This window comes from Micromonospora sp. NPDC049004, assembly GCF_040649315.1.
Classification (GTDB): domain Bacteria; phylum Actinomycetota; class Actinomycetes; order Mycobacteriales; family Micromonosporaceae; genus Micromonospora.
In genome coordinates this window covers 241002-259631 of sequence record NZ_JBEZFG010000002.1, presented here as the reverse complement: position 1 = coordinate 259631, position 18630 = coordinate 241002, and the positions used below count along the sequence as shown (strand labels likewise).

General features: G+C 72.5%; 19 protein-coding genes. 13 read left to right on the top strand and 6 right to left on the bottom strand.

Features of this window, described 5'->3' with window-relative positions:
- Nucleotides 1-211 precede the first annotated feature (211 nt).
- Nucleotides 212-1093 carry a GNAT family N-acetyltransferase gene (locus tag AB0B97_RS05950; protein ID WP_357491026.1) on the top strand — a complete coding sequence of 294 codons (882 nt, stop codon included), beginning with the start codon at nt 212-214 and terminating at the stop codon, nt 1091-1093.
- Here AB0B97_RS05950 and AB0B97_RS05945 read toward each other — a convergent pair.
- Nucleotides 1056-1706, bottom strand: coding sequence for a futalosine hydrolase (locus tag AB0B97_RS05945; protein WP_234589019.1), 651 nt, complete (start codon nt 1704-1706; stop codon nt 1056-1058). The genes AB0B97_RS05950 and AB0B97_RS05945 overlap by 38 nt on opposite strands.
- Nucleotides 1703-3301 carry an MFS transporter gene (locus AB0B97_RS05940; RefSeq protein ID WP_357491024.1) on the bottom strand — a complete coding sequence of 533 codons (1599 nt, stop codon included), beginning with the start codon at nt 3299-3301 and terminating at the stop codon, nt 1703-1705. The genes AB0B97_RS05945 and AB0B97_RS05940 overlap by 4 nt, the downstream gene beginning before the upstream one ends.
- Here AB0B97_RS05940 and AB0B97_RS05935 point away from each other — a divergent pair.
- Complete coding sequence (locus tag AB0B97_RS05935) at nt 3300-4229, top strand: DUF3027 domain-containing protein (RefSeq protein ID WP_357491022.1); 930 nt, start codon at nt 3300-3302, stop codon at nt 4227-4229. The two genes, AB0B97_RS05940 and AB0B97_RS05935, sit on opposite strands and share 2 nt — an antisense overlap.
- Before the next feature lie 28 nt (nt 4230-4257).
- Here the strand turns inward: AB0B97_RS05935 and AB0B97_RS05930 are convergent, their stop codons facing one another.
- Nucleotides 4258-4503, bottom strand: coding sequence for a DUF2530 domain-containing protein (locus AB0B97_RS05930; RefSeq protein ID WP_234589025.1), 246 nt, complete (start codon nt 4501-4503; stop codon nt 4258-4260).
- An 88-nt stretch (nt 4504-4591) separates the two neighbouring features.
- On the opposite strand from AB0B97_RS05930, the gene AB0B97_RS05925 reads away from it, so the two are divergent.
- The 5 genes from AB0B97_RS05925 (at nt 4592) to thpR (ending at nt 9226) form a co-directional block, all read left to right on the top strand.
- A complete protein-coding gene (locus tag AB0B97_RS05925; protein ID WP_357491019.1) occupies nt 4592-6070 on the top strand; it encodes an NCS2 family permease in 1479 nt (492 codons plus the stop codon).
- A gap of 114 nt (nt 6071-6184) precedes the next feature.
- Nucleotides 6185-6634: a MarR family transcriptional regulator gene (locus tag AB0B97_RS05920; protein ID WP_357491017.1), complete on the top strand. Its 450-nt coding sequence runs from the start codon at nt 6185-6187 to the stop codon at nt 6632-6634.
- Between the two features lie 70 nt (nt 6635-6704).
- Nucleotides 6705-7988 (top strand): MFS transporter, encoded by a 1284-nt coding sequence (locus AB0B97_RS05915; protein ID WP_357491015.1) that lies wholly within the window; start codon nt 6705-6707, stop codon nt 7986-7988.
- 138 nt (nt 7989-8126) lie between these two features.
- Nucleotides 8127-8636 (top strand): hypothetical protein, encoded by a 510-nt coding sequence (locus AB0B97_RS05910; RefSeq protein ID WP_357491013.1) that lies wholly within the window; start codon nt 8127-8129, stop codon nt 8634-8636.
- 11 nt (nt 8637-8647) lie between these two features.
- A complete protein-coding gene (thpR, locus tag AB0B97_RS05905; protein WP_357491011.1) occupies nt 8648-9226 on the top strand; it encodes an RNA 2',3'-cyclic phosphodiesterase in 579 nt (192 codons plus the stop codon).
- A 120-nt stretch (nt 9227-9346) separates the two neighbouring features.
- Here thpR and sepH read toward each other — a convergent pair whose 3' ends face one another.
- The 3 genes from sepH to AB0B97_RS05890 form a co-directional block, all read right to left on the bottom strand.
- Nucleotides 9347-10429 (bottom strand): septation protein SepH, encoded by a 1083-nt coding sequence (sepH, locus tag AB0B97_RS05900; RefSeq protein ID WP_234589032.1) that lies wholly within the window; start codon nt 10427-10429, stop codon nt 9347-9349.
- Between the two features lie 185 nt (nt 10430-10614).
- Nucleotides 10615-11742 carry a phosphoserine transaminase gene (gene serC, locus AB0B97_RS05895; protein ID WP_234589033.1) on the bottom strand — a complete coding sequence of 376 codons (1128 nt, stop codon included), beginning with the start codon at nt 11740-11742 and terminating at the stop codon, nt 10615-10617.
- A gap of 267 nt (nt 11743-12009) precedes the next feature.
- Nucleotides 12010-13116, bottom strand: coding sequence for a citrate synthase 2 (locus AB0B97_RS05890; protein WP_234589034.1), 1107 nt, complete (start codon nt 13114-13116; stop codon nt 12010-12012).
- Between the two features lie 193 nt (nt 13117-13309).
- Here AB0B97_RS05890 and pdxH point away from each other — a divergent pair, with 193 nt between their 5' ends.
- From pdxH to AB0B97_RS05860, 6 genes are all read left to right on the top strand, one after another.
- The gene (gene pdxH, locus AB0B97_RS05885; RefSeq protein ID WP_357491008.1) at nt 13310-14026 is read left to right on the top strand and encodes a pyridoxamine 5'-phosphate oxidase; all 717 of its coding nucleotides are present in this window, start codon (nt 13310-13312) and stop codon (nt 14024-14026) included.
- A complete protein-coding gene (locus tag AB0B97_RS05880) occupies nt 14023-15321 on the top strand; it encodes an MFS transporter (protein ID WP_234589036.1) in 1299 nt (432 codons plus the stop codon). The genes pdxH and AB0B97_RS05880 overlap by 4 nt, the downstream gene beginning before the upstream one ends.
- 18 nt (nt 15322-15339) lie before the next feature.
- Nucleotides 15340-16269 carry an aldose 1-epimerase family protein gene (locus AB0B97_RS05875; RefSeq protein WP_357491006.1) on the top strand — a complete coding sequence of 310 codons (930 nt, stop codon included), beginning with the start codon at nt 15340-15342 and terminating at the stop codon, nt 16267-16269.
- Nucleotides 16269-16871, top strand: a complete 603-nt coding sequence (locus AB0B97_RS05870; RefSeq protein WP_357491004.1) for a nitroreductase family protein — start codon at nt 16269-16271, stop codon at nt 16869-16871. Before AB0B97_RS05875 ends, AB0B97_RS05870 begins: the two co-directional genes overlap by 1 nt.
- A 188-nt stretch (nt 16872-17059) precedes the next feature.
- Nucleotides 17060-17371, top strand: a complete 312-nt coding sequence (locus AB0B97_RS05865) for a type II toxin-antitoxin system VapB family antitoxin (RefSeq protein ID WP_234589042.1) — start codon at nt 17060-17062, stop codon at nt 17369-17371.
- Between the two features lie 20 nt (nt 17372-17391).
- Nucleotides 17392-18552, top strand: coding sequence for an acyl-CoA dehydrogenase family protein (locus AB0B97_RS05860; RefSeq protein ID WP_357491001.1), 1161 nt, complete (start codon nt 17392-17394; stop codon nt 18550-18552).
- Nucleotides 18553-18630: the final 78 nt, after the last annotated feature.

Here is an 18630-nt window from a genome sequence, read left to right as displayed (position 1 = left end):
CGGCGGGGCCCGACCCGCTCGGCAGGGCCCGACCCGCTCGGCAGGGCCCGACCGACTCGGCAGGGCCCCGACCGACTCGGCAGGGCCTGATGGATTCGGCAGCAGCCCGACAGAGGGGATACCCACAGCAGGGGTGACGTTGTCCACATGGTTATCCACAGGCGGAAGGATGCCTGTTGACGGCGTTCGCCGGGCAGAAAACCATGGGTGGGTGGCAGTCGGAGGGGATGCGATCGATGTGGGCGCGGCGCTTCGTGATCTTCGTCGGCGTGCCGATCTGAGCCAGCGGGAGTTGGCTGAGCGGGCCGGCGTCCCGAAGAGCACGCTGGCGCGGATCGAGGCCGGTCAGGGTGGCGGGCCAGCCTTTCGGACGGTGGCGCGGCTGGTCGCGGCCGCGGGGGGCGAGCTCGCGCTCCGTCTGCCCGGCGACGAGCCCTCCACCGCGGGCGGCGGGCTGCTGGGTCTGCCGGCCGACGAGCCACGGGACGAGGCTGACCGTCGGTACCCGGCCCACCTCGACGTCCGGCGGGTCCGCACCCTCAGGGACTGGCCGGGCGCCTGGTGGGCGCACTCGTACACGCTCCCGGAGAAGTTGTGGCCGGTGCGGGTTCCGGAGTTGACGTACGACCTGGACCGGAAGCGGCGGGACTTGCGGCGGTGGCGGTCGGAGGCGCGTGCGCGGGTGGTCTTCCGGCGCGCGTCCGACGGGCTGCCGGCCACGTCCTGGCGGTTCCTCGCCGAGGTGCCCGGCGGCGGGCCGGTCGGTGAGCTGCGGGCTCATGAGCGGAGCGTCGACCTGCTCCTGGGCGAGGATCTGGACGACCGGCGTGAGTTGGTGCTGGAAGGTGTGGTCGTTGCCCCGGGCCTGCGGTTGCTTGGCATCGGGCGGCGGCTTGTCGAGCTGTTGGCGGAGGAGATGACACGGGCCGGCATTCGCGCCGCGCACGCGGTCGCCGAGTTGTTCGTCGACCGCGAGTTCCTTCGCGCCTGTGGGTTCGCGCTGCAGGCGAGCAGACCGTCGGCGCTGATGCTCGAGGTGTGCGGAGTGCACTCGGTCAGCGCAGCGCCGGAGCTGCCGTCGTCAGCGCGGTGAGGGCCTCGCGCAGCCGCCAGGCGTCGCGGTCACGGGGGCCGATGGGGTTGGAGATGGTGCGCAGCTCGACGAAGGGCACCCCGGCCTGCGCGGCGGCGACCGCGACCCCGTACCCCTCCATGGCCTCCGCGACCGCCTCCGGATGCCGACGGCGCAGCTCATCGGTGCTGGCGGCGGTGCCGGTGACCGTGCTGACGGTGAGCACCGGGCCGGCCGTAGCCGACGGCAGGGCCGCCCGGAGTGCCGCGAGCAGGCCCGGGTCCGCGGGCACCACGCTGCCTCCGCCGAGGAGCGCGGGCGGCATGCCCAGCTCGTCGATTCCGATGAAGCCGTCGGGTGACTCGGCGCCCAGGTCGGCGGCGACGCTGGCGGTGCCGAGCACCGTGTCGCCGACCGAGGCCCGCCCGGTGAAGCCGCCGGCCACGCCGGCGCTGACCACCGCGCGGTACGGGCGACCGGCCGCCTCGGCCAGGGCCAGCAGCCGTGCGGTGGCGGCACCCGCGACCGCCGGGCCCACCCCGACCGGGGCGACGGTGACGCTGGGGTCGGTCAGCCCGGCCCGTACGGCGTCCGCCTCGGCCGGCACCGCCGTCACCACCAGCAGGCCGGTCACGAGAGTGAGCCGGGGGACTCCCGGCGGGTCTCGTCGTCCGCTCCGCCGCCCGGGCCGCCGACGGACGAGGAGGGGCGGTAGATGTGGTAGCCCGGTGGCGCCAGCCCCGGCTCGTCGTGCTGCGGCGACTGGGCCTGGGTGGGAGCCGGCGAGGTGGGGGCGACATCCGCGGGCTCGGTCACCGGCTCGTCCTCGGCCAGCTCGTCGTCAGCCAGCGGCCGGCCGGCGAGCTTCTCGGCGCGTAGCCGAGCGGCGACCAGCACCCCCCGGACGGCGGCCAGGATGCCCACGCCGGCGGCGACAGCGATGCCGGTGCGGCCGTCGAACGGGACCAGCCCGAGCCCACCACCGACGACGAAGGCGAGCATCAGGACCGTCTCGGAGTGGGCGAAGGAACTGGCCCGCAGCCGCTCCGGGATGCGCTCCTGGATCGAGGCGTCCACGGCGAGTTTGGCCACCCCACTGACCAGCGCGGTCACCAGACAGAGCAGGGCCACCATCAGCAGCGAGAACTGGATGACGGCGAGCACCGCCACCCCCGCCACGATGATCATGCTGCTGGACTGGATGGCGGTCGGGCGGTGGATGCGCAACCGGGTGCCGACGGCGGTCGCCAGGAAGCTGCCGACGGCCAGCGCGCCGCCCACCAGGCCCAGCGCCCACTCCGCGCCCAGATCCCGGCCGAACACGTCGGTGGTCAGGTCGCCCTTCTTGATGGCGAAGGCGAGGAACAGCAGCAGGAAGCCGTACACCGCGCGCAGCGTCGCGGCGCCGATCAGGGTGGCGATCACCAGCCGACCGGCGGGTCGGCCCCGGCCCAGCGGCCGGTCTCCGCGGCGGCTCAGCGCGCGCAGCGCGCGGGGGACCCGCTCCGGTGGCTCCGAGTCCGCCTTTGGCGGCAGCCGCAGGGAGATCACCATGCCGATCAGGAAGATCACCGACGCGACGCGCAGCGGCCACTGCGGCCCGAACCAGAAGGCCGCCAACCCGATCGGGGCCACCAGCGCCCCCGCCACCGTGCCGTAGACGCTGGCCCGTGCTCCGACCTGGGAGAGGCCCAGCCCTTCCGGCAGCAGCCGGGGCACCGCCGCGGACCGGGCCACGCCGTACGCACGCGACAGCGCGAGCACACCGAACGCGGCCGGATAGAGCCCGAAGCCGTGGATGTAGTCGGAGATCAGCCAGGCCAGGAACGCCCGGCCGAGCATGGTCGCGGCCAGCGCGTACCGCCGGCCGTGCCGGAAGTGGTCCAGCAGCGGGCCCACCACGGGGGCGAGCATCGCGAACGGCACCATGGTCACGAGCAGGTAGAGCGCGACCTTGCTGCGGGCCTCGCCGAGCGGCACGTTGAAGAAGATCGTCCCGGCCAGACCGATGGCGATTAGCGTGTCGCCCGCGCACGAGACGGCGTGCAGATCGAACAGGCGGATCATGCCGACCTCGCCGCCGGCGCCCCGCGTCCGGGCCCGACCGGCCCGGCGGGTCACCCAGCGGCCGCTGCCCACCGAACCACGCAGGAGCAGTCGGACGGCCCGGATGCCGGTGCCGACGGTCCGCCCGAGGACGGATCGCCCGGAGCGGGAGTACGGCGGCATGTGCACCATCCTCGCCCATCTGATCCAGGTACGCCGCACCACTGCGGTGAAAGGTTCCCCGGGAGTCCCTGTCACCCCTGCGGGGAGCATGGGGAACAATGGTCGGGTGACCAGGCCCGCCTCCACCCGTGCCGCCCGTCTCGACCAGGTCTGCGCCGCCGCCGTCGAGGTGGCCCGTGCTGGCATCACCGAGGTGGACGCCGACGACGTCGGCGACCACCTGCAGGTCGTGGCCGAGGGTGAACGGCTGGTCACCCACTACTTCGAATGCCGTCTCGCCGGCTACCGCGGCTGGCGCTGGGCGGTCACCGTCACCCGTGTGGCGCGCAGCCGGACGGTGACCATCTGCGAGACGGTGCTGCTGCCCGGCCCGGATGCGCTGCTCGCGCCCGGCTGGCTGCCCTGGCAGGAGCGGCTCAAGCCGGGTGACCTCGGCCCTGGTGACCTGCTGCCGACGTCTCCGGAGGACGAGCGGCTGGTCCCCGGCTATCTGCTCTCCGACGATCCCGCGGTCGAGGAGACGGCCTGGGAGTTGGGTCTCGGCCGGGCGCGGGTCCTCTCCCGGGAGGGCCGTGCCGACGCGGCGCAGCGCTGGTACGACGGCGACCACGGCCCCACGGCGGCCATCTCCACCGCCGCTCCGGCCGCCGCCCGCTGCGGCACCTGTGGCTTCTACCTGCCGCTGGCGGGTGCGATGCGCCAGGCGTTCGGGGCGTGCGGCAACTTCTACGCCCCGGACGACGGCCGGGTGGTCAGCGCCGACCATGGTTGCGGCGCCCACTCCGAGACGTTGATCGAGGCCGCCGAGACCGCCGTGGAGGATCTCCCGACGGTGTACGACGACAGCGCGGTCGAGGCCATGTCGGTCAGCCGTGCGCCGGGCTCGGTGGAGTCGGCCGAGCCGGCGGAGCCGTACGGGCACCCCTGAGCGTTCGCGCCGGCGTAGCCCGGTGCGCTCAGTTCGCGCGGCGGCGGCGTCGGTTGGCGTCGTGACGCAGCATGACGGCGAGGCCGGGGAATCCCCACAGGAAACCGGCCAGGCAGGTCCAGAGCCAGTTCTCGTGGTGGTGCTCGGTCAGCCAGCCCCGGAAGAAGACCAGCAGCACCAGCCCGACGACCGCCCAGGCGATCAGCCCGGCGACGGCGAACGGCACCATCGGTGGGTCCAGCGGCGCGGGGCGCGGTGGCTGGTCGTTCGGCATCGGGCAAGCGTACGCGATCCGCTTCCCCTGCCCGTCGGTGATCTGGGACGATGCGCGCGACAACCGGAAGATCACCTGCGAGGACCTGATGGCAGTATTGCCGCCCGAGAACGGCACACCTCCCGACCCCGCTCACCCGCGTAACGGCTTCGACCGGTTCTTCGAGATCTCCGCCCGCGGCTCGACGTTGAGCCGTGAGGTACGCGGTGGCCTGGCGACCTTCTTCACGATGGCGTACATCGTGGTGCTCAATCCTTTGATCCTGGGCGGTGCCGTCGACGGTGACGGCAAGTCCCTCCCGATTCCGGCGCTGGCCGCGGCGACCGCGCTGGTCGCCGGCCTGATGACCATCCTGATGGGTGTGGTCGGCCGGTTCCCGCTGGCGCTCGCCGCCGGCCTGGGCGTCAACGCCCTGGTGGCGTACGAGATCGCCCCCGAGATGACCTGGGCCGACGCGATGGGCCTGGTGGTGATCGAGGGTGTGATCATCGCCGTGCTGGTGCTCACCGGCTTGCGTACCGCGGTGTTCCGCGCGGTGCCCACGCAGATGAAGACGGCGATCGGCGTCGGTATCGGCCTCTTCTTGACCATCATCGGTCTGGTGGACGCCGGCTTCGTCCGGCGGATCCCGGACGTCGCGAACACCACCGTGCCGGTCGGCCTGGGCATCGGCGGCAAGCTGGTGAGCTGGCCGCTGTTGGTCTTCGTGGTGGGCCTGCTGCTCACGTTGGTGCTGGTGGTGCGCCGGGTGAAGGGCGCGATCCTGATCGGGATCCTGACCTCCACGGTGCTGGCCGTCATCGTCGAGGCGATCGCCAACATCGGCCCGTCGTTCGTCGACGGGAAGCCCAACCCGAAGGGCTGGGCGCTGAACGTGCCGGAGCTGCCCAAGACGGTGGTGGACGTGCCGGACCTGTCGCTGCTCGGCAAGTTCAACGTGCTCGACTCGTGGGGCCGGGCCGGCTGGGTGGTCGTGCTGATGTTCGTCTTCACCCTGTTGATCACGGACTTCTTCGACACCATGGGCACGATGGTGGCGGTCGGTCAGGAGGGTGGCCTGCTCGACGAGCGGGGCACCCCGCCGAAGGCCAAGGAGATCCTGCTTGTCGACTCGATCGCGGCGGCGGCCGGTGGTGCGGCCAGCACCTCCAGCAACACGTCGTACATCGAGAGTGCCGCAGGTGTCGGGGAGGGTGCCCGGACCGGCGTGGCCAGCCTGGTCACCGGCGTTCTCTTCCTGCTGGCGATGTTCCTGGCGCCGCTGGCGGTGATCGTGCCGTTCGAGGCGGCGTCGACGGCCCTGGTGGTGGTCGGTTTCCTGATGATGACCGCGGTGCGGACGATCGACTGGTCCGACTACGAGATCGCCATTCCGGCGTTCCTCACCATCGTGCTGATGCCGTTCACCTACTCGATCTCCAACGGGATCGGCGCCGGTCTGATCACCTTCGTGGTGGTCAAGCTGGCGCGGGGTAAGGCCCGCGAGATCCACCCGCTGCTGTACGGGGTGGCCGTGCTCTTCGTGCTGTACTTCCTGCGCGGGCCCATCGAGTCGCTGGTGCTCTGAGGCCGTCCGGGCGGGGGGTCGATCGTGATTCCCCGCCCGGAGCAGCACAAACATCCTCGTGAGCCTGGTCATAACGGATGTCGTTAGCCAGGCTCATTAGTTAAGCTAACTAACGTGATGGAGCGGACGGTGACGGCGGAACGCGTGCCACCGGCGCAGCTGGCTCCCCAGTTGCGAGATGCGATCACCCGACTCAACCGGCGGGTCCGACGGGCCCGGCCGGTCGGCGACCTCACGGTCACCCAGGTCTCCGCGCTCACCAGCCTGCGGCTGGCGGGCGCGATGACGCCCCGGGAACTGGCCGAGGTCGAACGGGTGCAGCCACCGACGATGACCAAGATCGTCGCGAAGTTGGAGGACCGCGGCCTCGTGCGGCGGACCCCCCATCCGACCGACGGTCGGCAGGTCATCCTCGCGGCGACCGAAGGAGGGCAGGCCGTGCTCGACCAGTTCGAGCGGGCCCGCGACGAATGGCTGGCCCACCGGCTGGCCGCGCTCGACGAGGACCAACGGGAGACCCTGCACAGGGCCGCCGAGATTCTCCAGCAGCTCGCTCGCGCCTGAGCCCGCGCGCGCCACTCCGGCCGTGCCGTCACCTGTCGATGACGCGTACGTCCGAGGAGGCGCACCAAGAGTGCAGGCCAAGCTGAGCACGATGTTCCAGTCCCTACAGGTCCGCAACTACCGGCTCTTCGCAACCGGGCAACTGATCAAACTGATCGGTGTCTGGATGATGTTCATCGCCCAGGACTGGCTCGTCCTCGACCTCTCCGACAACTCGGCGACCGCGCTCGGCGTGGTGACCGCGTGTCAGTTCACCCCGGTGCTGCTGCTCACCCTGTTCTCCGGCCGGCTCGCCGACCGCTACGACAAGCGGGTGCTGCTGTTCGCCGCCAACGCCTTCTGGACGGTGCTGGCGCTCGGTATGTCCGTGCTGGTCCTCACCGACCTGGTGCAGCTCTGGCACGTCTTCGCGTTCGCCGCGCTGCTCGGCACCGCCAACGCCGTGGAGACCCCGGTCCGTCAGGCGTTCGTCTCCGAACTGGTCGGCACGCCGCTGCTGCCCAACGCGTTGTCGCTGAACGCCGCCGTGTTCAACTCGGCGCGGATCGTCGGCCCGGCGGTCGCCGGCCTGGCGATCGCCGCCTTCGACGTGGGCCCGGTGTTCCTCTTCACCGCGCTCAGCTCGGTCGCGCCGCTGGTCAACGTGGTCCGGATGCGGACGAGCGAACTGCACCGCGACGCGCTCCCACCGCGCGACGAGCGGGCGTCCGCGAAGGTCGTCGACGGGCTGCGGTACGTGTGGCGCCGCCCGGACCTGCTGTTGCCGATGGCGGTCATGTCGGTGATCGGCATGTCGCTGTTCAATTTCCAGCTCACCCTCGCCGCGCTGGCCAAGACGGTCTTCCACACCGGTGCCGCCTCGTTCGGCCTGTTCAGCACGGCGCTGGCGGTCGGCGCGCTCGGCGGTGCTCTCAGCGGCACCGGCCGACGCAGTCGACCCTCGGTGTGGCTGGTGCTCGGCGCCGCGGTCGCGTGCGCCAGCTTCGGCACCCTGGTCGGCTTCGCGGGGACGTACTGGCTGGTCGTGGCCCTGCTCGTGCCCACCGGCTTCTTCATGGTCTTCTTCGCCCAGGCCGCCAACCAGCGCGTGCAGCTCGGGGTGGACGCCGCCTTCCGGGGACGGGTGATGGCCCTGTGGGTGCTGGTGTTCCTGGGCACCAACCCGGTCGGCGCACCGCTGATCGGCTGGATCGCCGAGCGCTTCGGCGCCGGGGCGAGCATCTGGATGGGCGGGCTGGTCTCGCTGGCCACCGCGCTGATCGCGCTCACCTGGCAACTGCGCCGCTCCGGCGCGCGACTGCGCTTCCGGGTGCTGCCCATGCCCCGCTTCTACGTGACCTCCGCCGACTGCTGAGCTACCTGAAGGGCCCCTTCCGGTTGGAACGGGGCCCTTCGGGCACGCTCGGGAAACCTGGGGAAGTCCCGATCGGCGGATAGCGCGGATGCGGCCAAATCGCTGGCGAGGTGGCACGACGGGGCTTAGCGTCGATATGTGGGAGTCGAACGCGCGCTGATGCTTGCCCTGGCGCTCCTCGCCGTGGCCAGCCTCCCGGCGGCGTTCGCCCTGCTCTTCTGCGCCGACGAGATCATCGACCGGGTCGTCTGCGGCTGGTCCGAGTGGCGCGAGCGCCGGCGGGAGCGCCGCACCATCGCCCGCCTCGACCGGGCCATCGAAGCCGACGCGCTGACCCGGGACATCGACCTCAGCGAGTTCGACCGCACCGACCGTCGCCCGTTGGAACAGCTCGCCGCCGACCTGCGTCGCCTCGGCGGGCAGCGGCTCGGCGGCACCGGCCGGTCGATGGTCTGGCACGGCGCGGTCGTCCAGGCGTACGACGACCGGCTCCGGCTGGCCTGCCGCGCCCTCGGGATCACCGAGCACCTCACCGAGTTGTCCGGCGTCGACCAGGAGATCGAACGGGTACGGGTGGAGGGCGTCCTGCACGCCGCCGGTCTGACCCTGCCGGCGGCCCGGGCCGGGCACCGGCAACGGCACCGCTGACCGGCCGGTCGGTGCGGCTCTTCGTCGCGGTCTACCCGCCCATGGAGGCGGTCACCCACCTCGGCGCACGAGTGGCCCGTCTGCGCGTCGCGGCGGCGGCCGCCGCGGGCATCCGGGTCCGGCTCGCCGACCCGGTGAACCTGCACCTCACCCTGGCCTTCCTCGGTGACGTCGAGGCCGCCCGGCTGGTCGAGGTGCAGGGCGCGCTCGGGCTCGCCGCGCTGTGGTTCCGCGACGGCCGGGACGCCCCGCCCCGGCTGAGTCTCGGCGGCGGCGGGGTGTTCGGCGACGGCCGGCACACAGTGCTCTGGGTGGATGCTCGCGGCGACGTCGAGGCGCTGCACGATCTGGCCCGACTGATCCGGGATCGGCTGCGCCGCGCCGGGCTGGCGTACGACGACAAGCCGTTCCGCCCGCACCTGACCGTGGCCCGGCCCGGCGACCGGGTAGAGCCGGCCGCCGTCGACGCCGATCGGGCTGCTCTGGACGCCTATCAGGGACCCCAGTGGTCGGCCGACGAACTGGTGCTGGTCCGCAGTCACCAGGGGCCGGAGCCGCGCTACGAGCGCCTGGCCGCCTGGGCGCTGTGACGATCCACTCCGGATCGCCGATGTCGGGGCGTCAACCGCACGGACACCGCGACATCGACGATCTCGGAAGCGGACCACCGTGAGTCGACGGGGCCGTCCGCCGCCCTCCGACGTCGAGCGTCAGGAGGACTCGCGGGCGGCCGGGCCGCTGCCGAAGAGCACGTCGTCCCAGCTCGGCAGGCGCTTGCGCGGCTTGCCGCTGGCGTCGGTGGACTCGCCACCGGCCGCCGCAGCGGCCGTGCCGGTCCGGCGGGGCCGCAGCACCGCCAGCGACGGAACGGCCGGGACCTCCTTCGGCGCGTCCGAATCGTCGTCGAAGGCCGAGCCCTGGCCACCACCGAGCAGCGCGGCGGCACCGCCGCCGACCGGCCGCTGCCGGGGCGCGTCCGACCCGGCCAGAGCAGCCGGGGTACGCGGTTCCAGCCCACGCCCCGACGACGCGCCGAGGGGACGGTCCAGCGAGGCGAGCAGGGCGTCCCGACCGGCCCGGATCGGGTCCCGACCCGGACGCGGGTGCTCGGACGCGGCCGGCAACCCGTGCCCACCACGACTCGGCTCACCACGCGACGGGCCGGGCAGGCCGTGCCCACCCCGCTCCGGCGCCGGCTCCTGGCCGAGGATCGGCGTGGGTCGCTCGGCGCACAGGTACTGCGCCATGTCGTCGTGCGGCGTGACCGCCTGCCGGGTCTTGTCGAGATCCCAGATGGCCTGCGCGGTGGCCTTGCCGGACGGCCAGGTGGCGATGATCCGCCAGGTGCCGTCCTCACGCCGGTACGCGTCCCAGGAGATCTTCTCGGTGTCGATGCCGTGCTGGCTCAGCCGGCCGTTGACCACCTCGGCGAGGGGGGTCGGCTTCTCCGCGCCCTTGAGCCGGGTGCGACGGGCGTGCTGGGCGAGCATCGCCCGCTCCTGAAGCACCGGGCCGGCGTAACGCAGGACCCGGTCGACGGGCACCCCGGCGATCCGGGCGACGTCCTCGGCGGACTCACCGGAACGGATGCGGGCCTGGATGTCGCGAGGGGACAGCGAGGGAATCGGGTCGGCGGCCGTGGGCGCCACCGCGAGCGGCGGAGCGCCGGGCTCCGCGTGCAACGCGCCGGCGATCCGCTCGTCGATCGGAAGGGCGAGCAGGCGCCCGACCTCGTCGGCGAGCACAAGAGCATGGCCGTCCTCGGAGAGGGCGACGAAGCGTACTGGGCGCATAGCGTTGCCTCCGTCCCGCTTCGCTGGCCGCACGCCACGAGTCGGCCACCCAGGCGTCTCGGACCACCGTACGCGCATCTGTCTCGGGGTGGGGGAAGCGACACCCCGCATGTCGCGACTGAGCTGCGGCGATGATCACGGTGGGTGTCCATCGAGGCCCCGACGGACACCCACCGTGACGATGCTCAGAGGCGCTCGACGACGTAGTCGATCGACGCGGTCAGCGCCTCGACATCGGCCGGCTCGACGGCCGGGAACAGGGCCACCCGCAACTGGTTGCGGCCGAGCTTGCGGTACGGCTCGGTGTCGACGATGCCGTTGGCGCGCAGCGCCTTGGCGATCGCGGTGGCGTCCACCCCGTCGGCGAAGTCGATTGTCGCGACCACGTTGGACCGCAGCGCCGGGTCGGTGACGAACGGGGTGGCCACCGTGGACCGCTCCGCCCAGCCGTAAACCGTGGCGGCGCTCTCCGCCGTGCGCTTGGCTGCCCAGGACAGACCGCCCTGCGCGTTCATCCAGTCGGTCTGCTCGGCCGCGAGGAAGATGGTGGCCAGCGCCGGGGTGTTGTACGTCTGCTCCAGCCGCGAGTTGTCGATCGCGGTCACCAGGTCCAGGAAGGCCGGGATGTAGCGCCCCGACGCCTTGATCTCGGCGGCCCGGTCCAGCGCGGCCGGCGACATCAGGGCCAGCCAGAGGCCGCCGTCGGAGCCGAAGCACTTCTGCGGCGCGAAGTAGTAGACGTCGGTCTCGCCGACGTTGACCTCCAGGCCACCGGCGCCCGAGGTGGCGTCGACCAGGAGCAGCGAGCCCTCGTCCGCACCGGCCACCCGGCTGATCGGCACGGCCACGCCGGTCGAGGTCTCGTTCTGCGGCGTCGCGTACACGTCCACGCCGGCCTCGGCGACCAGGGCCGGCGCGCTGCCCGCAGCGGCCTTGCGGACGGTCGGCTCACCCAGGAACGGAGCGTCGGAGACCGACTTGGCGAACTTCGCGCCGAACTCGCCGAAGCTGGCGAACTGGGCACGGTCGCGGACGAGGCCGAAGGTGGCGACCTCCCAGAACGCCGTGGTGCCGCCGTTGCCGATCACGACCTCGTAGCCCTCGGGCAGCGAGAAGAACTCGGCGATGCCGGAGCGCAGCCGGGCCACCTGGTCGCGGACCGTCTTCTGCCGGTGCGACGTGCCCAGGTAGCTGGTCGCCACCTCGGCGAGCGCGGACACGGCCGCCGGACGGACCTTGGACGGGCCGCAGCCGAAACGTCCGTCGGCGGGCTTGATCTCGTCGGGAATCCGGATGATCGGTGCGTCAGCCACGGTCTTGAAGGTCCTTCCGCATGGGCGAGGGCGGGCTCGGCGCGGACCGGCGGCGGGCGCGTACGCGGGCGCACGGCGGCCGGGATCCGTACCGGCGATCCGGCGACACTGCCGACCCTCATCCTCGCACCCGGTCCGGGCCGGGGAAGTCGGGGTCCCGAGGGCCGGCCTGAGTCCTTCGCCACACCTCGTGGCCGATCGCCCGGCGGGGCGTACGGAAAGGGCCCCTCCGGACGTGGGGACGTCCGAAGGGGCCCTCGATGCCGGTCAGACGCCGTGGGGGATGGCGCTCCAGCCCTCGACGTCGCTGGGCTTGCGGGTGTTCGGGCCGACGTAGCGGGCGGACGGGCGGACCAGCCGCTGCAGGCGCTTCTGCTCCAGGATGTGCGCGCTCCAGCCGCCCATCCGGGCGCAGGTGAACATCGAGGTGAACATGTGGGCCGGCACCTCGGCGAAGTCCAGCACCACTGCCGACCAGAACTCGACGTTGGTGGCCAGCACCCGGTCCGGGCGGCGGGCCTGAAGCTCGGCGAGGGCGGCCTTCTCCAGCGCCTCGGCGATCTCGAAGCGCGGTGCGCCCAGCTCCTTGGCGGTGCGCCGGAGCACACGGGCGCGCGGGTCCTCGGCGCGGTAGACGCGGTGGCCGAAGCCCATCAGCCGCTCGCCGCGGTCCAGGACACCCTTGACGTAGCCCTCCGCGTCGCCGCTGCGCTCCACGGCCTCCAGCATGCTGAGCACGCGGGACGGAGCGCCGCCGTGCAGCGGCCCGGAGAGGGCGCCGATGCCCGACGAGATGCAGGCCGCCGCGTCCGCCCCGGTGGAGGCGACGATGCGGGCGGTGAAGGTGGAGGCGTTCAGGCCGTGCTCGGCGGCCGAGATGAAGTACGCGTCGACGGCCTTGACGTGCCGCGGGTCGGGCTCGCCCCGCCAGCGCTTCATGAACCGCTCGACGATGGTCTGCGCCTTGTCGATCTCCTTCTGCGGCACCGCCGGCAGGCCGAGACCACGGGCGGACTGCGCGACGAACGAGAGCGCGGTCACCGACACCCGGGCGAGGTCCTCGCGGGCCTGCTCGTCGGAGATGTCCAGCAGCTGGCTGAGCCCCCAGTACGGCGCCAGCATCGCGACCGCCGACTGCACGTCGACCCGGATGTCGCCGGAGTGCACCGGCACCGGGAACGGCTCCGCCGGCGGCAGGCCCGGCCCGAACCGGCCGTCGACCAGGAGCGCCCACACGTTGCCGAACGAGACCTGGCCGATCAGATCCTCGATGTCGACCCCGCGATAGCGCAGCGCGCCACCCTCGCGGTCGGGTTCGGCGATCTCGGTCTCGAAGGCTACGACGCCCTCCAGACCGGGTTTGAAATCGGCCATGTCGCTCTCCTGGATCTGGTCGGTGCGCCTGATCAGCTGAGCCGGCCCGGTCGGCCGGGCGCCTTAGGCGACCCTCAGGGATGTGTTCGGAACATCTTGCCTGCTGCGTAACCGGATATGCGACCCGCTGCGACTGTGCTGCACACGACATCCCCGGACGCGCATTCTCCGCGCCACTCGGTGAGACTGGGCGATGCGGACTGGCCAGCGCGGAAGGGTGCTCGTCGGATCGCTGAAAAGGAGTGGGGACGTGACGGGCGACACACCAGCCCCGGCCGCGATGCGTAACGAGTACGCCGCGGACCTGGGCCTGACCGAAGCTGACCTGGCCGCCGACTGGCACCGCCAGTTCGACAGCTGGTTCGCCGACGCGGTGGCCTTCGGGCTGCCCGAGCCGAACGCGATGGTGGTGGGCACCGCCGACGCCGCCGGCCGGCCCAGCGGCCGGACGGTGCTGCTCAAGGGGTACGACCCCGAGGGCTTCGTCTTCTTCACCAACCACCTCTCCCGCAAGGGCGTCGAGGCGTCCGCCAACCCGTACGCCAGCCTGGTCTTTCCGTGGTTTCCCATGCAGCGGCAGGTGGTGGTCGCCGGGTCGATCGCCCCGGTCGATCAGGCGGTGACCGAGTCGTACTTCGCGAGCCGGCCACGCGGCTCGCAGGTGGGCGCCTGGGCCAGCCCGCAGTCGCAGGTGGTGCCGGACCGGGCCGCGCTGGAAGAGCGCTACCGGGAGGTGGCCGAGCGGTTCGGCGACGCGACGGTCATCCCGCCTCCGCCGCACTGGGGTGGTCTGCGCGTCCGGCCGGAGTCGGTGGAGTTCTGGCAGGGGCGGGCCGGTCGGCTGCACGACCGCCTGCGCTTCCGTCGTGTCGACGGAAGCGACTGGATCGTCGAGCGGCTGGCGCCGTGACGGGTGTGCAGGAGGCCCGGCCGCGCGGAGCGCGCCGCTGGGCGATCGACGTCCGTCCGCTGCGGGTTCCGGCGTACCGCCGGTTGTGGCTCGGCAACACGGTGGCGATGTTCGGCTTCCAGTTCACCGCCGTCGCGGTGCCGGTGGAGATGTACGCCCTGACCCGGGACTCGTTCTGGGTCGGTCTGCTGGGCGTGGCGGCCTTCGTACCCCTGCTGATCTTCGGGCTCTGGGGTGGCGCGGTCGCCGATGCCCGCGACCGCCGTGCGGTGCTGCTCGGCGGCTCATTGTTGCTCTGGGCATCCACTCTCGGTCTGCTGGTCCAGGCGCTGCTGAACGTGGGCAGCCCGGTGCTGTTGCTGGCGCTGATGGCGGTGCAGTCGGTGGCCTTCGCGATCACCTCGCCGGCCCGCAGCGCCATGCTGCCCCGGCTGGTGCCCGACGATCTGGTCGCGTCCGCCACCACCCTGAACTACACGACCTTCACCGCCGCCTCGGTCGCCGGCCCGCTCGCCGCCGGTCTGATCCTCTCCGCCTCGCCGGACACCACTGTGGTGCTGCCGATCGCGTACGGGTTGGACGCGGTGCTGTTCACCGCCATGCTCTGGGCCGCGCTGCGGCTGCCCTCGCTCCCGCCCGAGCCGACCGCGGACGGCCAGGCCCGGCGTGCCGGCCTGGCCAGCGTGATCGACGGATTCCGGTACCTCGCCACCACGCCGGTGCTGCTGCTCTCCTTCGGCGTGGACCTGATCGCGATGATCCTGGCCATGCCGAGGGCGCTGTTCCCGGAGATCGCCCACGAGCGGTTCGGCGGCGGCGGCTCGGTCGGCCTGCTCTACAGCGCCATCGCCATCGGCTCCATGATCGGCGGGCTGACCTCCGGCTGGATCGGTCGACTCCGTCGGCAGGGGGTCGGCCTGGTCGTCGCGGTCGTCGGCTGGGGCCTGGCGATCGCCGCGGCCGGGCTGGCCCACCAGCTCTGGCTGATGGTCCTGCTGCTCGCCGTGGCCGGCGCCGCCGACCTGGTCAGCGCCGTACTGCGCCAGTCCATGCTGCTGGTGTACGCGCCGGACCGGATGCGCGGTCGGCTCCAGGGCGTCAACACGGTGGTGGTGGCCGGCGGTCCGCGCCTGGGTGACCTGCGGGCCGGCACCATGGCCGCCGGGCTCGGCGGAGGTGTGGCCTGGGTCGCCGGCGGGCTCGCCTCGGCGGTGCTCGTGGTGGTGCTCGCGGTCGCCTTCCCGGCGCTGCTGCGCTACCGGGCCACGACGGCGTCGAGCGGCGACCGGCCGTGACCGGTTAGGGTCGCCGGCATGGAAAGCCCCGACCAGCGCCCCTTCTCCGGCGCACAGTGGACCATCGCCGCCGCGGGCCACGAGGCAGTCATCGTGGAGGTGGGCGGCGGGCTGCGGACGTACCGGCACGACGGCGTCGACCTGCTCGACGGCTACCGCACCGACGAGGTCTGCCCCGGCTGCGCCGGGCAGGTGCTCGCGCCCTGGCCGAACCGGATCCGCGACGGTCGCTACCCGTTCGCCGACCGGACGCACCAGCTCGCGCTGACCGAGCCGGAGCGGCACGTCGCCATCCACGGGCTGGTCAACTGGGTGCCGTGGCGGCTGCTGGAGCAGTCCGCGGACGCGGTGACCCTCGGCTACGACCTGCCGCCGCAGCCCGGCTACGAGTGGCCGCTGCGGCTGGTCAGCCGGTGGAGTGTGAGCGCGGACGGTCTTCGGGCCGAGCACGAGGTGACCAACATCGGCGCCGAGGTGGCCCCGTTCGGCTTCTCGGTGCACCCGTACCTGCAACTGCCGGGTGTCGCGGTGGACGACCTGGTCATGCGGCTGCCGGCGCGTACGCGTGTGCTGGTGGACGGTCGGCTGCTGCCGGTCGGGGTGACCCCGGTGGCCGGCACCGAGTACGACTGGACCAGCCCGCGTCGGATCGGCGGCGCGGAGCTGGACCTCTGCTTCGGCGAGGTGATCCGCGACGCCGACGGCGGTTCCTCGGTGAGCCTGGCCGCGCCGGACTCCTCGTCCGGGGTGAGCATCTGGGCGGACGCGGAGTTCGGCTGGTGGCAGGTGTTCACCGGGGACGCGCTGACCGGCGAGCGGCACCGGCGTTCGGTGGCGATCGAGCCGATGACCTGCCCGCCGGACGCGTTCCGCTCGGGCAAGGACCTGCTCACGCTCAAGCCCGGCACGACCTGGCGTGGTGCCTGGGGCATCCGTCCCGGGGCCTGATGGAGTTCGCCGAGGTCGTCCGCCGCCGGCGGATGGTGCGCAACTACGACCCGGACCGTCAGGTCCCGCCCGACGTGGTGGATCGGCTGCTCGACCACGCCGTGCGCGCCCCGTCGGCCGGCTTCGCCCAGGGCTGGGGTTTCCTGGTGTTGGAGGAGGCGGCCGACCGGGAGCGGTTCTGGGCCGCCACCACGCCGGAGGGTGGCGGGCGGGAGCGCTGGCTGGCCGGTATGCGCCGCGCTCCCCTCATCGTGGTGCCGCACGCCAACGAGTCGGCCTACCTGCAGCGGTACGCGGAGCCGGACAAGGGCTGGACGGACCGGTCGACCGACCGCTGGCCGGTGCCCTACTGGTACGTGGACACCGGCTTCGCCGCGCTCCTGATGCTGCTCACCGCCGTCGACGAGGGGCTGGGGGCGTGCTTCTTCGGGATTCCGCCGCAGCGGCTCGCCGCCTACCGGGACGCGTTCGGCGTGCCGGCGGAGTACCACCCCATCGGTGCCGTCACAATCGGTTACCGCGCGCCCGACCATCGGTCACCATCGCTGCGCCGAGGGCGGCGCGAAATGGACGAGGTGGTGCGGCGCGGGCGGTGGAGTTGAGTGCGGCGTCCCGTTCGTCGGAGTTGAGGATCGGGCGAGCGATAGCGAAACTGACATCAGGGAGCAGAACGTCGCGTGCGCTGGGCCGCTAGGCTGGCACGGTCATCGGTGCCGCGCCGCGCGGTGCCCGCCGCGGCCCGGCTCGGCGTCGTCGGTCGGCCCGGCCACGGGGAGGGGAGCGTGCCGTCGTGATCTTCAGAGCGGTCCGGGACGGGCGTCCCTATCCGGAGCACAACCTCACGCTCAAGCAGTGGGCGGAGATCCCGCCCCGTCCGCTGCGCCTGGACCAGTTGATCACCACCAAGCGTGAGCTGGCGCTCGACAAGCTCCTCGCCGAGGATTCGACCTTCTACGGCGACCTGTTTCCGCACGTGGTCCAGTGGAACGGCGGGCTCTACCTGGAGGACGGGCTGCACCGCGCCCTGCGTGCCGCCCTGCAGCAGCGCAACCAGATCCATGCCCGCGTGCTGGTGCTCTCGGGTGCGGGCGATCCCGCCTGAGGCTTCGTTAAGGTGACGGCATGACTGCCCTCGATCTGCTCGACCTGGACCCGTCGCTCAGCGAGGAGGAGCGGCAGATCCGCGACGTCGTCCGCCAGCTCGTCGACGAACGGGTCCGCCCACACGTCGCCGAGTGGTACGAGCAGGGTCGCGTCCCGGCCCGCGAGCTGGCCCGGGAGTTCGGCAAACTCGGCCTGCTCGGCATGCACCTGAGCGGCTACGGCTGCGCCGGCGCCTCCGCCGTCGCGTACGGGCTGGCCTGCCAGGAACTGGAGGCCGGCGACTCCGGGCTCCGCTCACTGGTCTCGGTGCAGGGCTCCCTGGCCATGTACGCCATCTGGCGCTACGGCAGCGAGGAGCAGAAGCAGCGCTGGCTGCCGGCGATGGCGACCGGCGAGGCGATCGGCTGCTTCGGCCTCACCGAACCCGACCACGGCTCCGACCCGGCGTCCATGACCACCCGGGCCCGCCGCGACGGCGACGACTGGATGCTCACCGGCGCCAAGATGTGGATCACCAACGCCCCGATCGCCGACGTGGCGGTCATCTGGGCGCGCACCGACGAGGGCGTCCGCGGTTTCGCCGTACCCATGGACACGCCCGGCGTCACGGCCCGCGAGATCAGCCGCAAGATGTCGCTGCGCGCGTCGGTGACCGGCGAGATCGTGCTCGACGACGTCCGGCTCCCCGCCGACGCCCAACTGCCCGAGGCGGTCGGGCTCAAGGCCCCGCTGAGCTGCCTGACCGAGGCCCGGTACGGCATCGTCTGGGGCTCGCTCGGCGCGGCACGGGACTGCCTGGAGACCGCCCTGTCGTACGCCACCAGCCGCACCCAGTTCGGTCGGCCGCTGGCCGGGTTCCAGCTCACCCAGGCCAAGCTCGCCGACATGGCCGTCGAACTGGTCAAGGGTCAACTGCTCGCGCTGCACCTCGGCCGGCTCGCCGACGACGGCCGGCTGCGCCCCGAGCAGGTCTCCGTGGGCAAGCTGAACAACGTGCGGGAGGCCCTGGCCATCGCCCGGCAGTGCCGCACCATCCTCGGCGCCAACGGCGTCTCCGGGGAGTACCCGGTGATGCGGCACGCGAACAACCTGGAGAGCGTCCTGACGTACGAGGGCACGTCCGAGATCCACCAGCTCGTCGTCGGGCAGCGGCTCACCGGGCTCTCTGCCTTCGCCTGACCTGCCCGTTTACGCATTCCGGCCGCTCGCCGCGCGCCTGTCGTACGGGGGCCGTACCGTCATTGACAGACGACGTGT

What these genes read in the sequence shown, in the direction of transcription:
- AB0B97_RS05860 (WP_357491001.1), top strand. Translation starts at nt 17,392, where the DNA reads ATGACTGCCCTCGATCTGCTCGACCTGGACCCGTCGCTCAGCGAGGAG.
- AB0B97_RS05870 (WP_357491004.1), top strand. Translation starts at nt 16,269, where the DNA reads ATGGAGTTCGCCGAGGTCGTCCGCCGCCGGCGGATGGTGCGCAACTAC.
- sepH (WP_234589032.1), bottom strand. Translation starts at nt 10,429, where the DNA reads ATGCGCCCAGTACGCTTCGTCGCCCTCTCCGAGGACGGCCATGCTCTT.
- AB0B97_RS05940 (WP_357491024.1), bottom strand. Translation starts at nt 3,301, where the DNA reads ATGCCGCCGTACTCCCGCTCCGGGCGATCCGTCCTCGGGCGGACCGTC.
- AB0B97_RS05890 (WP_234589034.1), bottom strand. Translation starts at nt 13,116, where the DNA reads ATGGCCGATTTCAAACCCGGTCTGGAGGGCGTCGTAGCCTTCGAGACC.
- AB0B97_RS05935 (WP_357491022.1), top strand. Translation starts at nt 3,300, where the DNA reads ATGTGCACCATCCTCGCCCATCTGATCCAGGTACGCCGCACCACTGCG.
- AB0B97_RS05875 (WP_357491006.1), top strand. Translation starts at nt 15,340, where the DNA reads ATGGAAAGCCCCGACCAGCGCCCCTTCTCCGGCGCACAGTGGACCATC.
- pdxH (WP_357491008.1), top strand. Translation starts at nt 13,310, where the DNA reads ATGCGGACTGGCCAGCGCGGAAGGGTGCTCGTCGGATCGCTGAAAAGG.
- AB0B97_RS05930 (WP_234589025.1), bottom strand. Translation starts at nt 4,503, where the DNA reads ATGCCGAACGACCAGCCACCGCGCCCCGCGCCGCTGGACCCACCGATG.
- AB0B97_RS05925 (WP_357491019.1), top strand. Translation starts at nt 4,592, where the DNA reads ATGGCAGTATTGCCGCCCGAGAACGGCACACCTCCCGACCCCGCTCAC.